We start from the raw sequence: 15,735 nt of genomic DNA on the forward strand, positions 1-15,735 counted from the left end.
CCTTCTCTTTAGAGGGGAACGCCCTGAAAGCTTCTGATTATTTCATCCCGGGACGAGCCCGGAAGAACTGTATCATCCGCCTCCAGAGGTTAGTTCCCTGTTGTTTTTCGTTGGTTCTCTAAAAAACAATCCATTACGAGAAGGACAGAGGTTTATTATTCCCGTCCTATTTCTTGGTTTTAGACTCCTCTATTTTCTTGGCCAGTTCATCCGCGCTGATAACTTTTTTGGCCACCAGCAGTTTCACCAGCGCATCCAGGAGAAGCTGGTGGTCTTCACCGTCTTTTATCGCCGGAATCGGACCGGTGCTTTCCAGGTCCTTGATAAGCTCTTCCTTGGTTGTCGGCCCGGTCTTGGGCTTATCAAACATTTCGGCGATTATTTTCTTTAAAGCGCTCCGGTGAGCCAGGACCACCTCTACTCTCATGTTGGTAAAAAGCTGTATCTCCTCAATCGCTTCGTAATCGGTCGGGTCGCTTATAGCAATCGTCAGGATATCTTCGTGCTTGGTCATCGGAAGGAAAGTGTATTTTTCTATCAACGACTGCGGTATTTTCTTGATTAATCCTTCCGGCCAAACCACTTTTTGAGGATCGACTATTTTCAGCTCCTGCTGCTGGGCAAGAAATTCGACAAGGGTTTCTTCCTTAATAAAACCCAGTTTTTCGATTATTTCGCCCAGCCGCCCGCCCGTATTCTGCTGGTATTCCAAAGCTTTTTTCAACTGTTGCGGCGATATCATTTTGGCCTTGAGGAGCATCTCACCAAGACGATTTTGTTTTTCCTTATTTTGTTCCATGACAAAATTATAACTGACTCGATTATAAAATGCAACATTTTTTTGTGATTTATTGTATTTTTATTATCCTTTTCCCTTGAAATAATCAAAGGCTTTTGATAGGGATAAACATGAAATGTCTACCATAAAATCGCCGCCACGCCCGTTGGTTTCGGTTACTGCCTTCTTTATCGCAGGCATTCTCTTGGCAAATTACAATATCCTGCCGAAAAACACCGCATTCTGGCTGTTGGCAGCCGCTTTCGCTTCCTGGGGCGCGCTTTATTTATTCAACCGTTTATCTGCTTTCAGATTTATTCTTATCTTGATATTATTTTTAATAGCCGGATTTTTCAGGCTATACTGCGCAAACGAACTGCCGGGAAATCATATAGCTAATCTTAAGCATGAAGATGTTGCCATAATCCTTACCGGAGTAGTTACGGAAGAGCCGGTCATCACCAACGACCCGGATATTGACGGCGAAAATGACGAGGAAATGTTTGATGATAAATTCCGGGATGGAATCAGAGGGCGGTTTGTTATCAGATGCGAAACGCTAATGCCGGCCGGCGGTAACAGCGATAAAACCATCCAAACTTACGGCTTATTGCTGGTAAGATTTTATGAGTTTACCCCTAAAATCAAATACGGAGACAGGGTAGAAATACTAGGCTTGATTTCCTCTCCCAAGCCGCCTTCCAACCCCGGAGGATTTGATTACCGCCAATATCTTCAGCGCCAAGGTATTTATAAAACCATTCTCCTGACAAAACCGGATAACCTTAAAATCACAAGTTCCGGTCATGGGAACTTCATTTTACGGATGGTGCAATCTGTCCGGCGCAAGCTGAGCGAAAAGATAGAAAGTACTTTTACAGCGGAACACCAGGGGTTAATCAAGGCATTAATTCTTGGCGACCAGAACGCGGTTCCAGCATACCAGGAAAACAACTTCCAGCGGACAGGGACTATTCATTTTCTCTCGGTAAGCGGATTACATGTGGTCCTGGTTTTGGGAATGTTTCTGTGGATATTTTCCATGCTGAAGATAACCGGCAACCGGCGGACGATTCCCTTAATGCTAATAACGCTCTTTTATATGGGATTGACCGGTTTTAATACGCCGGTAGTTCGTTCGGGAATCATGGTCATGGTGTTCCTGGGAGCGGATTTATTCAAGCGCAAAAGCAATTCCCTTAACAGCCTGGCCCTGGCTGCGCTTATAATTCTTTTGTATAATCCAAACGAGTTATTCAGCATCGGCTTTCAGCTCTCGTTCATCTGTGTTTTATCCATGGTAATGTTATACCCGGAAATGATGCGCATTTTACCGAAGGAAGATGAAGCCCTGCTTGCCGTCATCCCGCAAACATGGCCGGAGAAAATATGGCGCGCTGTTAAGTGGTATATTTTCAGGAGTGTTGCTGTATCGGTTTCCGCGTGGCTCGGAAGCGCGCTGCTTGTCATAACATATTTTAATATTATCACGCCGGTTTTCATCCCGGCTAATCTTATCCTGAGTCCGCTTATTTTCCTGATATTACTAATCGGCCTTTTATACCTGCCGTTTAGTTTGATAGGAATACCACTCGTCTTCCCGGACGCCCTGATGTTATTGTCCGATGCTACGACATGGACTGTTAAACTTTTAGCGCGGATGCCCGGCGCTTATTTTTACCTGCCGGATATTCCTTTATGGATGATAACCGGCTATTACACGATGTTTTGTCTGTGGTATATATCGCCATATTTGGGTGCGCGGCGTTTGAAATACCTTTTGGCGTTAAGTGGCGCAACAGTTTTGCTTATTGCCGGATGGATTATAACTCCGCTGGGCGCCGTCAAACATAACTCAGCTGATATAACCATGATAGATGTCGGCAATGGGTCGAGCTTTTATATGGAATTCCCTGACGGCAAAAATGTGCTTTATGATTCCGGCACGACCAGCCCGTTTGATGTCGGCGGTCAGACCATCGCCCCGTTCCTGTGGGAAAAAGGCATCACAAAAATAGACACGATAATTTTATCGCATTCGCACCTCGACCATATCAACAGCATTCCATCACTCTTGGAAAGATTCCGCGTTAGGCGTGTGATTATATCGGATTACTGGTTTGAACATGGCTCGAACGACAACGGTAAAATCCTGGTTTCGCTGATTTCCAATATGGGCATCGCTATTGAAAGGGTCAACCGCGGTGATAAGATAACCCTCGCGAAAGATATTATCGGAACGGTCATGGGCCCACCAACCTGGGACGAGGTAGAGAAAAGCAATCAGGCCTTCAAAGACCCGAATGATATCTCGATGATACTAAAAATAACCTGTAAGGAAAAATCACTGCTCTTAACGGGCGATATCCAGACCATGGGCATACTCTGGTTTTTGGAATCCGGGCAGAAAGGCTTCCAATCCGATATCCTCCAGATTCCTCACCACGGATATAAGGAGCCGCGCATCCGGAGCCTTATCGAAGCCGTCCAGCCGAAAGACGCCCTGATTAACGGCACGGAAAACTCAATCGCGGATGAAACCATCCAACTCTGCGATGAGAATAATGTTAAGGTCTTCAGTTCTTATAAAGACGGAGCGGTCACAATCAGGTTCGGGGAAGAAGGGATAAGCATTCGCCCGTTTAAGGATGGGAATTGAAACCGTCCGCTATTTGAAATACTCTTTTATCAGTTCGTCGTATTTGGACGGCCAGGCATGATTTTCCAGCGCCTTTGCGCGCGCCTTGATTACTTCCTGCAAAAGCTCGATTCTCTCGGGAGGCGTATCAAGCGGAATGGAAAACTCACGGACGCTATCCGGCGCGCCGCCTGAGGGGTGCTGCGGGGCATAGGCCGCGTCATTCGCCAACGAAAAACCCGTTTGTTCCGGAGAAGAAGTTGGCTGTGTAGAACCTGATTGATATTTTGATATCGCCTCTTTGATTTCCCTTTCGGATATCTTAAGCCGGGTCTGGATGGTTTCCATTACCTGCCGGTTTTTCCGGGAGATGGCTTCAAAGAATTCCTGCAACGGCTCGCTGAAAGCCCCTGTATCCGGATTGGATTTATTTTCCAGCGCTTCCAGTCCTTCTTTCAGGTTTTGTCCCAATACTTCGGACGGCATCTTATCAATCGCCTCTTTCAAGGCGTCTTTCAGCTGGTTAAACATATCAACGCTCACCTGCCCTGCGGCAAGGGCCGTTTCTATTTCCTTCATTAATTTATTGATTTCAGCCGGATTACCGGACAGTTCAGGCGATGCTGTCTTATTGAATATAAGAACAATCTGGTCCAGCAATTTATTCGCGGTCTCTATCTGCCGGAGCTCTTTGGCTGTTTTCTCTTTCAGCTCTTCCAACTGCCTCAATATTTCTTCCGGGTTATCGCCCTGCTTTATCGCCTGCGCGACAGCTTCCATCTGGTCGGAAAGGCTTTTGGTCATGGCATCCAAATCAGTCTTATTTTGGAATGATTGGAGCGTATTGGTGAGTTTGCCTGCCTGGTTATCCATCAAGTCATTCAGGGTCTCCTTAGCCTCGGAAAAGTTTATGGGGATAAGCCAGATGACGATTATCCCGAGAACGGAAAGCGCAAACTGGAAAATATAATTCGTGTTAAACCGTTTATAAGCTATTGCGGGCGCAATGCGGAACCTGATGGTTTCCGTTTCCCTGAGCAGTAATTTTTCTATCGTATTAGGGCTGGGTTTTACGACACATTCCAGGCTGGCGGCCAAACGGTTATTCAAGAGCATAGCGTCATCCAGGAATATCGCCGTCTGGTAAAGCGAAGGCTTTCTGGATATCCCTATGGATAAGCCGAAGACAAACCCGATGCCAAGAATCAAAAGGTAATCCCAGATATAAAGCATCAGGATCCCCAGCTTGGCTAGGATAACGGCAACGGCAATAAGAATAATGAAGTAGAATCCAATCAAAAGAATATGTTCCAGGGTGTTTTTTATCCAAAGGGCATTGCTGACGCGCCGCAATGAGCCGATTAAATCGTTCCTGTTTTCCATATATTTTATTTATTAGGATCAGGTTTGTCTTTATTTTGCTCTTGCTCCTTCTTTCTCTTTTCCTCCTCCCACTTTTTCATTTCCTCTTCGACTTTCTTTTTCCAATCAGCTTCCCACTTGGTGACATCTTCCTTAGCCTTTTTGATTTCCTCTATTTCCTTTTCAGTAGGAACACGGATAATCACCTTAACGGCCGTCCCGATTTCAGGAAGAAGCGGTTTATTCGGCTGGTAAAAAGTGCCAGTGCCGTATCCGCCGCTTTCGGTCGGATTATCTATGATAGCCGCCGGGTCGTGGTAAGTGGCAATGATAGTCTTGGTTGCCTCTGCCAGATATATCTGTCGCCCGGTCGGTTTGCCTGTATCGTAATCAATCTCATCCTCAAAAGTCGAGCCGGTATAAACCCAACCGACTCTGGGCCATGGTTTTTCCGTCCGTATGTCTATAATCAAATCCTCGGCGCGGTATGAAAACTTCTTGCCTTTGTTTTCCCATTCAACAATCACCACCACGGGATCTCCGGTTGGTTTCATAATCTCGCCCTGCTTTTTGGGTTTTTCCCCTTCTTTCAGGCCGAACATCATGAGCGCTGTCTGGATATTACGCGGCTTACATTTAAGAACAACCAGCGATTCATAATCCTTGCCTCCGGCTGAACAGGCGAGGAGCTCCAACGGCATATTGTAATTGGAGATAGTCGCTTCCAGTTCTATCTTTTTTTCGTTCATATAAACAACTTCGCCGCTATCAAGGCGATAAACACCCTTTTCATTCGGGTCGGTCTTTACCACGGGCTCGGTCGTGGATTGGTTAGTCGGCGTAACGGGTTCAGAGGCGGCATCAGCAACCGGCGGCTGGACTTCGGCGGGTGGATTATTACCGGATTGGGCGCGCGCATAATTCAAAAGCCGCGATATGCCCCCGTAGAAAATAAAAGCAATCGCTACGGGAACAAGCAAAGCACCTATCGCAATAATCTTTTTCTTAGATTTATTATCCTGTGACATAGTCTTTCCCCCATTAATATAAACGTAATACAAGCCCCTTTGGTTCAAAAAATCCGTTAAATACCCGTATTTTTTATACGGTGTTTACGATATAATCTTATCATCCGGACTATGAATCCAGTTATGGGTATTCAACATGTAATCCAGGAGCTCATTCTGGGTAAAGAAGACGGACATTTCTGTATTGGCATTCTCCGGTGAGTCGGAAGCATGGATAAGATTATATGTGGTGCCTGACCCGAAATCGCCGCGGATGGTGCCCGGTTCGGCATCAGGTCCCATGGTTGCGCCAATCATTTTGCGGCAAATGGAAACGACTTCCCTGGCTTCCAGGACCATGACCACAACGGGCGCTGAGGTAATGAAACGAACCAACCCTTTGTAAAACCCTTTCTTTTTATGTATGGCATAAAGGGTCTGGGCCTGTTTAAGCGAGACGGAAATGAGTTTTAAGCCGACGATTTTCAGACCTTTTTCCTCAAAGCGGCTGATAATTCTGCCTGCCAATTGCCTCTGAACCGCATCAGGCTTAATAATAACCAATGTTCTTTCCAGCATAAATCACTCCTTATAAATTTAATTATAGTATTTATTTTATACCTCCTTTTAAGGAATGTCAAGAGAAAGGAGATTTCAGGAAGGGGAAGAAGCCCCCTATAAACAAGAGGATTTTCACTTCACCCTATAAACGACCATGCTTGTATTCCCATAATGAAAAATATTTATCTCTTCCAAATCAGATGGGTTTAACTTGCTTCTGAAATCAGGGATAATAATGTCGATGTCCGACGTGTCTATAACCAAATAATCAGCTTTATGTTTAATACATCTGAGGTTTTCCATCAAATCAGAATAATTTGTCCCGTTAAGCCTAAGGCGACTTTGGGTGTAATGTTCTATAATCCTGCTCCCGCTGTAATAAGGAATGCGGTTGGAATCCGCAACAATCAAAGGCTGTGCTATGCCTTTGTGATTATATTTAATCCATTCTCCGACTTCCCTTTCAGAAAGCTTATCCTTATTCACCGGTTTAAAGGTAAACGGAATAAACATACCAATAACCACCAGCACGCTTGCAATTAATCCCCTGCGAGATATCTTATTTGCAATCACATACAATCCGATGGCGCCCCAGAAGATTATTAATGGAATCAAAGGCGTAGTGTATCGCTTGCTTATCCTTAAAGCAAAGTCTGCAAACTTTATCAAGACAATGAAATAGACAATAAACACCGACAATATTATCCAGATATTAATCTTATTAAAACCATCTTTGATATGGCCCTTACGCACAAGCCAACCGGCAATGATAAGAGCAAGGAATATGCCGCTCGCCCCGAAGAAATCGGCTATGGTTATATAAATCGATTGCAGCTTGATTACCGGATTTGCCATCTTGGCTATGTTATCAAAAGAAAGTTTCCCACTGATGGTGAATTCCCCGGATTTCCTTATCATATAAATAATATAAGGGATAGCTGCCAAGAGCCAGGGCAGAGTGATAAATAACAAACTTAACGCTTTCTTTTTCAACCCGCCTTTCCACCACAATCTAAAATCGAGGAAAACAATCCACGCAACAAATATAAAGAGAAGCACAATCCCATCCGGACGGGTCAGGAACGAGAGCATGGTAAATACGCCGGTCAATGCAAGGAATAAATATCGTTTCCGTGTCATGTTTGTTTCTTCACGCGATGCGATAAACAAATAAACCGAGCCTGTAAGAAGAAATATAAATGTCCCGGTAGTAAGAACCGCGGATGAAAGCCGCGCCAGTTCCTGATGGAATATGTAAAACAAGGATGAAATTACCGCAATGGCTTTGCTTGTAAAAAGCTTAATTGCTATTAAGTAAAGCGGTATTACCGCCAGGGAACTTAACAGTATAGAAACAAGCATCCCTGCCCATTCCCAATTACCAATCAACCGGTAAGCAAGGGACATAAGGAACGGATAAACCGGATGATACGGGTGAGAAATTGCTTCCTTAAACTGCCCGTTATAATAATATGAAGCGGCCTCTATATATAAAGGCCCGTCGCTTGAAATCACATATGTGTTCAGGGCGATTGCCAGGCGGACTATCAAAGCCAGCCCGAAAAGGATAAAAAGAATCAATTTAGTCTGCTTATTCATTAGAAATATAATGATAGAAAAACAATGGGGTTAAATCAAGGAAAAGAGTTGGCTATTGGATTGCGTCGTTAACCAACTCGATGATGTCGCGTGCCTTCATTTTCGCTGTCAGGTCTTTTTCCTTTATGCCGTCTTCGAGCATGGTTAGGCAATAGGGACACGCCGTGGCAATCATATCAGCGCCGGTTTTGGCGGCTTCTTCGGTTCTTATCTGGTTAATACGCTTGCCCAATTTCTCTTCCATCCACATCCTGCCGCCGCCTGCTCCGCAACAAAAACTGTCAACGTGATTACGCTTCATTTCTTTCAGGCGGATTGAACCGATGCTCTTCAGAACACTGCGCGGCTCGGAGTAGATTTCATTATAACGCCCCAGGTAACAGGAATCGTGATATGTAACCACTTTGTCAATTTTGCCGGAGAGTTTCAGCTTGCCCTCGCTGATTAGCTGATTAAGCAACTGTGTATGATGAATAACCGAGAGTTTCATTTTACTCCCCCCTCCGACAGGGAATACATTGTATTCATTTCCAATAGTGTTTAGGCAATGAGGGCAAAGCGTTATGATTTTATTAAATTGATATTTCTTAAGGATTTCCATATTTTCCTGGACGATTGACTGGTAAAGATATTCGTTACCGAGCCTGCGAGCGGAATCTCCGCAACATTTCTCCTCGTTGCCGAGTATGGCGAAATCCACTCCGGCTTTCTGGAGGATATTGACAAACGCCCTGGCAACCTTAATATTACGCTCATCAGTCGCACCGGCGCAGCCGACCCAAAAAAGATAGTCGGTCTTGTCCGAAGGGCTTTCGGAAAGGATTCTTACATTTAATCCCTGGGCCCAGTTCGTCCGCTTATCCCACCCCACCGCCCACGGATTTCCATTGGTTTCCAGGTTCTTAAAAACCGATTTTAATTCTGCCGGAAACCTGCTTTCGGAAAGGACGAGGTTACGCCTTAACTCCACGATTTTATCGACGTGTTCTATAAATACAGGGCAATGCTCCTGGCAATACTTGCAGGTGGTGCATGCCCAGATTGTGTCTTCTGTTATGACATTCGCAGGGATAGGCTTAAATTCCTGGGTCTTGTTATTGGGGTTGATGGTATCAAGATGATTCCGTAAATCCCTGATTAATTTCTTGGGGGAAAGCGGTTTTTCGCTCAAATCGGTCGGGCAATTTGCCCGGCAGCGGCCACACCTCATGCAGGCATCCAAGTCAACCAGATTCTTCCACGGAAATTCCTTTATGGTCGAAACGCCGAAGGTTTCCGCCTTTTCCAAATCCGGCGTATTCAATACCCCGCGGTGTTTGAGATCGGAAAAGAAAATGCTTAAAGGTCCCGTGAATATATGCCACAACTTTGAATACGGTATATAAGCGATAAAAACCAATGTCAAAGTGGAGTGGATAAACCATAACATGGGATAAACGCTGACCAACCCTTCTTCTGACATTCCGGCAAAACCCCATAACCGTGCGACGACGGTTCCGATAGGCGCCCATTTCAATACTTCGCCCCCTTGGGCAAGCGCGGTTACATTTATTCTCAAGCCTTCCATCAAGAATCCCAAAGCGGCAATGCAGAATATCAGGAAGACGGAAAAGGCATCCGGTATTGTTTTATCCAGGTTGGAAGAACCGATAATAAAGCGTCTGGTAAATGCAAGTATTAATCCTGACAATAACGCCAGACCGGCAATATCCATGGCAAGCGAAAAACCCCGGTAAAAATTGCCTTCAAGGAATATAATGCCGAAATCCGCCTGGACAAGGACAATGAGTGTCCCGATATAAAGCAGACCAAACCCGTAAAAAATGAACGAATGCACAAGCCCGCCAAAGGCTTCGCTCAAGATACGGCGGTGGAAAAGGGCATAGACAATCACACGCCAGATTCTTACCGGGTAGTTGTTAAATCGGTTATCCGACTGTCCAATGCGCCAGAGATTATAGCGCCTGAATATGCCAAGGGTAAAAATGACCGCGGCAAAGACGAAAAGTATGTAATGAAGGGCTTTTAAGAGCGCCGGAACTTGCCAGTAAACCTCGTGTGAAATCATCTTTGTTTATCTCCACGTAATTATATTATATTGCAGAGTAATGTGTCAATTTATTTGATGAAGATGATTTAATTGATAGAATATCCCCCTGCTGGACTCTTTATTATCGGGGACCCCCGCAAACCCGTCCCTAGGTCACAGAGATCTCGGGATAAGACGGGATGGAGAGGAGTGCAGAATTATGAATACACGGCTAAAACAATATTTCCTGCTGATATTCCTTGTTATCCTATTAAGCCCCTTGGCTTTATTGGCAGGTGATATCAGCCTGGAACAATCACTCCTGTGTTCAGATAAGCTACAATCAGGCGATTATGACGAATTAACTATCGATTGGCTGGATTATATTAAGCAAAACCCGGAAGCCCCTTTAGCCGAGTGTTTATTGAAGGCATTACCGGGATTGCGACCGTATCTTAAAAGTGATGAGACACTGGTAAAACGGCTGGAAGATTTATACAATAATAAATCCGTCAAAGGATTTAACCGCCTGCTTATCACAAAGAATCTGGTTGATTTATACACCGTGCAAAACAGGAGCGAAGAAACAGCCAAACTTGCCAAAGAACTCGGCTATATCAAGGACTGGGCGTTTATGGGACCATGGGGATTTACCAACTGGTCATCATTCGATATCCCGTTCCTGCCTGAAGAAAAACTTGATTTCGCATCCGCCCTTATACACGAAAGGAAGGAATTATCCTGGAGAATATTGCCTGAAGTATCAATACCGGAGCCGGTTAATTTCTTCAATTACATCCCAAAGGCCGGCGCGGTTTACGGAATCGCCCAGATGGAACTGGTTAAACCGGAACATGGCTATTTAATCATCAACTCGGCAACAGCATTTAAATTATGGGTAAACTCTTCCCCCGCCTTTGAGGCAGACCGTTTGCGTAATTTGCTGCCCCAGGAATTTATTATTCCGGTCAGCCTCTCTGCCGGATGGAACCGCGTCATGATTAAAACCATCTTCGGGGAAGGGAACGGACAATTCCGTATGCAACTGTTGGATAAGGACTATAAACCGTTTGAAGGCATCAGGCACGAAAACAAGCTGAAACTAAATGAGATCGCCACCGATACCCCCCCCCAATCGCAACCGATTGATTCTTCCGCAATCAGCTATTATATCTCAAAGCCTGAACGAACTGTATATGATGCGCTTGCCTTAGGTCTCCTCTATTTGTTTAATGCCGATTACGACCGGTCATATGCTTGTATGGAAACAGCCGGCCAACTTGCACCTAATGATGTCTATCTAAAATACTATCTCGCGTTGGTTTGCGAGACATCCCCGCTGATGCCGGCCAATTACCGCCAGAACAAGGTCCAGGGCTTGGCGGAGAAAATATTAATCGCCGAAAGCAAGTTTCTGCCGGCATACCAGTTAAAAGCCCGGTATTACGAAACAAACGATAAACCGGAAGAGGCGTTATCCGAAATAAACAAGGCGTTAAAGATTAATCCCGGATTCCTATACGGATGCCTTTACGGCGCTTCAATTTGCAATAAGCTGAACTGGGAATATGAATCCTATGAATACATCGAAAATGCAAAGATAATCGCCCCCCAAAATCCCATGGTTCTTTCATACGAGGCAAACCGCTTCTGGCGCAACAAGAACTACGAAAAAACCCTGGAAATCTATCTCGGCATTGCCAAACAATATGCACCGGCTTACGATTCTCTCGTTGTTTTATATAACGAAATGGGCAGCTTAAAAGAAGCCATCGGCATTTATCAAGCCATGCTTAAAGCCAAGCCGAATAATCCGGCACTTCTGGAAAGCCTGGCTCAAGCGTTTGTCAATGCGGAAGATTATGAAAACGCCTTGAAACAGTATGCGAAGCTTATTGAACTCGTTCCGCTTGAAGGACGTTACCAAAAGGCTGTCGGAAACGCTTATTTTAATGCGGGTAAAAAAGACGAGGCTATCGCCTCGTACCAAAAATCGCTCGAACTCAACCCGTCAGATATCCCGCTCAGGCGATATCTTAAATATACCAAGCCGGATGATGCCAAACCGGGAGCAAACGGTGCGAAAGGAGACGATTTCGGCAAAGAGCATTATATAGATGTAACCTCGCTCATTCCTTCGGCGCCGACCAGGAAGGATTTTCCGCATGCCAATATCGTTTACCTCGCTGACCAGGCGATTGTCCGCATTTACGAAGACGGCTCGCACAGCGAAATAATACACCAGGCATACCGCATCCTTAACGAGGAAGGCGTGGAAAAATACAGCACGGTCCGGTTTTACGGTTCGGGCGAACCGCCGGAACTTATGGAGGCGCGCACTTACCGCCCGGACGGACAGATGATGGAGCCGGCTCTGGTCCAAAAAGAGGAACTGACCATGCCCGGAATAACCATTAATAGCATCGTGGAATATAAATACCGGGTGGATTACCCCTGGAAACCGTATTTCCAGTTTAACTTCCCCAAGTTTTATTTCCAGGACCCGGCTTACGACGCCCCGTTCCTTGTTTCACAACTCGTAATAATCGCGCCCAAGGGATTCCCGATAAAATATTCCCAGCGCAATTTTAAGGATAAGCCGAGGATTTCCGAGCAAAGCGACACCGTCACCTACAGCTGGACCGCAGTCCAGACCGAACGCCTAGAGCCGGAATCCAATATGCCGCACATAGACGAAGTCCTTCCCAACGTCATGGCAGGTGAGAACCGCTATGATTGGGACGACATCAACCAATTGTACAAGGAATTTTATCTGCGCCGGACTATTGTCACGGAACAAATAAAAAAAGAAAGCGCGCGCCTTACGGCCGGCAAAAAGACCGTTAAGGAAAAAGCCGAAGCGATTTATTACTTCGTGAACGAACTGGTCAAAGAAGGACAGGGCGGCGAATCAAACGCGCATGGCATCCTCTTAAGCCATACCGGCAACCGCCTGATTTTATTAAAGGCATTGCTGGATGCCACGGGGATAGAAAGCCATTTCGCACTGGTGCGCCAGCCGCCCAGCCTGTGCCCTGAACCGGACTGGGATTTCCCGAATTATGAATATTTCACCGGACGCGAGGAAACCGCCGGACAATTGCTATTGGTGATGCAAGAAAATGGCGAACCACTCTGGATTTGCGGGGATTACCGCTATCTCGCCTTCGGCGATTTGCCTGATTACACCCAGGGAGGAAAGGCATTTGTCATCAACAACCGTGGCAAACACCAATTCGTAACTATTCCCAAAAGCATCATAGAAGACCGGTCTTCCCGCATGGAGCTGACGTTCCTGTTAGATAATAGCAATAATGTCTCCCTGGAAGTAAATATTGCCTATGCCGGTGCGCTTAGTAGTTACAGGAAAAACAACTTTATCGCGATGGACGAAAAAGAAAGGTCCGGCGCGCTGGAAAAAGAGCTTGGGCTGGTTTACCAGGGGCTGGAAGTGAAATCCGTCTCTTTCAACAACCTCTCTTCGCAATCGGAGCCGCTTGTAATCAAGCTTAAATGCCTGGTTAATGGATTCGTTACCGAGGCGGGCGAGGAATTAAAATGCCGGAACGGCCTTTCCCCTTTAAACCTGACCGGCAAATTCAGCGAAGAATCCTCACGCCGGTTTCCCCTGCAGATAAAGGAGCCGTTCTATAATCACGAAAAAAGCAGGTTTCTGTTCCCGGAAGGCGCTGATATCGCCTGGATTCCGGAAAGCGCCACCATCACCGCAACCTGCGGATTTTACACCCTTGTAACGAAACAGGAAACGGAAAACGGGAAAACGGTTGTTTCCATAGAAAGGGTGATTCACCTGGAACCCGCTAAGATTATGCCCGCGGATTATCCGGCATTTATAGAGTTCTGCCGGGAGGTTGATTACATGGAAACCCGGCCCATCAGGTTCACTTTGAAAGAAAGCGGTAACGGAAAAGCGCCGCCGAAATAACCTAACGGAAAAACTTGCCGCCCATGCCATACTGTCCTTTGGTGGCAAACTGGCATATCACGCATCCTTTGGAAAGATTCTTCACGTTCTTGGCGGCGTTCGGGTCTATCTTCTTTTCCGGCTTTACCTTGCTGCCCAGGAGTTTTGCCAGGTGTTTAAGGCGTTCCCTGGCCTCGCTATTAATTTGGGAGAATTTCATGCCGGTTAAAAATCCCTGGAACTTTGCGAAAGGCTCCACCCAGACTACTTTTGCCGAGACATTCAAGGGCTTCATGCCGAGTAATGGAATCGAGATATTGAAGTTCTTTTCGTCGTTGATATTGAGTTTTTCATAGGAAAGCATCCTCAGCCCGCTTTCGCTTACGTTGATGATGGTAAACGGCTTGGGCTTGCCTTTAAACCAAGCCAAGAGTCCCCCGCCTTTATTTTCAACGTATGCCTTGGCATTTTTTACGCCTACCCGCAGACTTGTCCGCTTGTTTTCATTCGTTTCAGGTATCATATATATTCTCCGTTAAAATTATTTTATGGCGGTATTATATCTCTAAAGAGACACAGGGTCAAATAAAAAAAGGGCCCCGACATAATGCCGTGACACCTTTCCTAATTCATTAATTAACCACCTTAACTAATGACCTACACCTGACTGACTCGCCTCCACACGTAGCATCATTCAGGCGTCCCGATACGTAGGTCAGCAGACCATCCCGTGAGGGGAAGTGTCGGGATTTTCCTTACTTAAACCTGAGATACCTGCACATCCAGCCAGAGCCGTTTTGACGCATCAAGGATGAAATCCACGTAACTCGCTCCGCCCGGAGTAAAGCGATTTAGTTTTATACCCTCGTTTATTAATTCCAAGCAGGCTAATTATCCGAAGTATTTACTGCGGAAAGAATCATATCAATCTGAATCCTATAAACTTTGGAACGGCTAAAGACTTCGCACCCTCCCAGACAGATGAAAACACCCCCCTCTACCCATCCCCACTATACCCCCAGGGGTATCTCTCTCCGGGGTATCCCGAGCGCGAAAAGGGAGTATATCGAAATTCTATTTAAGGGGAACAAAAATAGTTATGCCCTCCTTACAGGGTATCACCACCCCCTCTACCCACCTCCCCTATACCCCCCTCCTGACCCCTATCCGGACCGGTCAAAGCACTTGGAATAGGGGGTGCGACGGGCCTGTATTTATTCTTCTCTAAAGCAAAGGTAGACAGGCTGTTGAAAGATTATCTGGCTTATTATAATGAATACCGTCCACACGAGGCATTGGATGGGTGTGTTCCCAATGACCGATATAATCACAAACCCAGGGACAAACCGGAGAAAACAGATAAGGTAATTAAAGGAAAGGTGGAGCGGATTCAGTTTGCCGATGGATTGTTAAATGCTTATAGGTTGAAGGACGCTGCTTAACAGTTAATGAAAGCTTGTTATTTTATTCCGGCGTGAGTAGTCTACACTAAAGGCAAATAAACCCTATTATTTGAGACTTGACAGCTCGGTTTCTACCAATCCAAGCTCCCATTTTCACTCCCAAAGGCACGATAATTGGTTAACTTATAACTGAAAACATGTAACTTTTAACTTGTTAATGCGGTCAAGGGACTACTTAACAAATACACTCAAGAATCGTCCCCACTGCGGCCGATACTGCCTCTCCCTGCTATTCTGTGTCCCGCTTTCCGAATCCCATTCCCTCCCCGTGAATTTGTAACGTTGAGGCACCGTCTCACTATCCACTAACAGCTCGCCGAAGGCACTGTAGATATAACAGTTTTTAGTTGTTTGTTGTTGGTCTATTAGATTA

The 15,735-nt window shown here is 45.7% G+C and carries 10 protein-coding genes; 2 read left to right on the forward strand and 8 right to left on the reverse strand.

Features of this window, described 5'->3' with window-relative positions; all coding sequences use genetic code 11:
* Positions 1–166 precede the first annotated feature (166 nt).
* Complete coding sequence (locus HY811_10935; GenBank protein ID MBI4835313.1) at positions 167–799, reverse strand: hypothetical protein; 633 nt, start codon at positions 797–799, stop codon at positions 167–169.
* 115 nt (positions 800–914) lie between these two features.
* Here HY811_10935 and HY811_10940 point away from each other — a divergent pair, with 115 nt between their 5' ends.
* On the forward strand, positions 915–3,437 hold the full coding sequence (locus HY811_10940; GenBank protein ID MBI4835314.1) for a DNA internalization-related competence protein ComEC/Rec2: 2,523 nt from the start codon (positions 915–917) through the stop codon (positions 3,435–3,437).
* 9 nt (positions 3,438–3,446) lie between these two features.
* On the opposite strand, the gene HY811_10945 is transcribed toward HY811_10940, so the two are convergent.
* The 5 genes from HY811_10945 to HY811_10965 form a co-directional block, all read right to left on the reverse strand.
* Entirely contained in the window at positions 3,447–4,799 is a 1,353-nt protein-coding gene (locus tag HY811_10945; GenBank protein ID MBI4835315.1) for a hypothetical protein, read from the reverse strand.
* 5 nt (positions 4,800–4,804) lie between these two features.
* Complete coding sequence (locus HY811_10950) at positions 4,805–5,806, reverse strand: hypothetical protein (protein ID MBI4835316.1); 1,002 nt, start codon at positions 5,804–5,806, stop codon at positions 4,805–4,807.
* 84 nt (positions 5,807–5,890) lie between these two features.
* Positions 5,891–6,361: a nucleoside-diphosphate kinase gene (gene ndk / locus HY811_10955; protein MBI4835317.1), complete on the reverse strand. Its 471-nt coding sequence runs from the start codon at positions 6,359–6,361 to the stop codon at positions 5,891–5,893.
* 117 nt (positions 6,362–6,478) lie between these two features.
* Positions 6,479–7,945: a glycosyltransferase family 39 protein gene (locus HY811_10960; protein MBI4835318.1), complete on the reverse strand. Its 1,467-nt coding sequence runs from the start codon at positions 7,943–7,945 to the stop codon at positions 6,479–6,481.
* 52 nt (positions 7,946–7,997) lie between these two features.
* On the reverse strand, positions 7,998–10,013 hold the full coding sequence (locus HY811_10965; GenBank protein MBI4835319.1) for a 4Fe-4S dicluster domain-containing protein: 2,016 nt from the start codon (positions 10,011–10,013) through the stop codon (positions 7,998–8,000).
* Between the two features lie 181 nt (positions 10,014–10,194).
* Here HY811_10965 and HY811_10970 point away from each other — a divergent pair, with 181 nt between their 5' ends.
* Positions 10,195–13,920, forward strand: a complete 3,726-nt coding sequence (locus HY811_10970; GenBank protein MBI4835320.1) for a tetratricopeptide repeat protein — start codon at positions 10,195–10,197, stop codon at positions 13,918–13,920.
* A gap of 1 nt (position 13,921) precedes the next feature.
* Here HY811_10970 and HY811_10975 read toward each other — a convergent pair whose 3' ends face one another.
* A complete protein-coding gene (locus tag HY811_10975) occupies positions 13,922–14,422 on the reverse strand; it encodes a PilZ domain-containing protein (GenBank protein MBI4835321.1) in 501 nt (166 codons plus the stop codon).
* A gap of 1,111 nt (positions 14,423–15,533) precedes the next feature.
* Positions 15,534–15,653 (reverse strand): hypothetical protein, encoded by a 120-nt coding sequence (locus HY811_10980; protein ID MBI4835322.1) that lies wholly within the window; start codon positions 15,651–15,653, stop codon positions 15,534–15,536.
* Positions 15,654–15,735 lie beyond the last annotated feature (82 nt).

The organism is Planctomycetota bacterium (assembly GCA_016207825.1).
GTDB lineage: Bacteria > Planctomycetota > MHYJ01 > JACQXL01 > JACQZI01 > JACQZI01.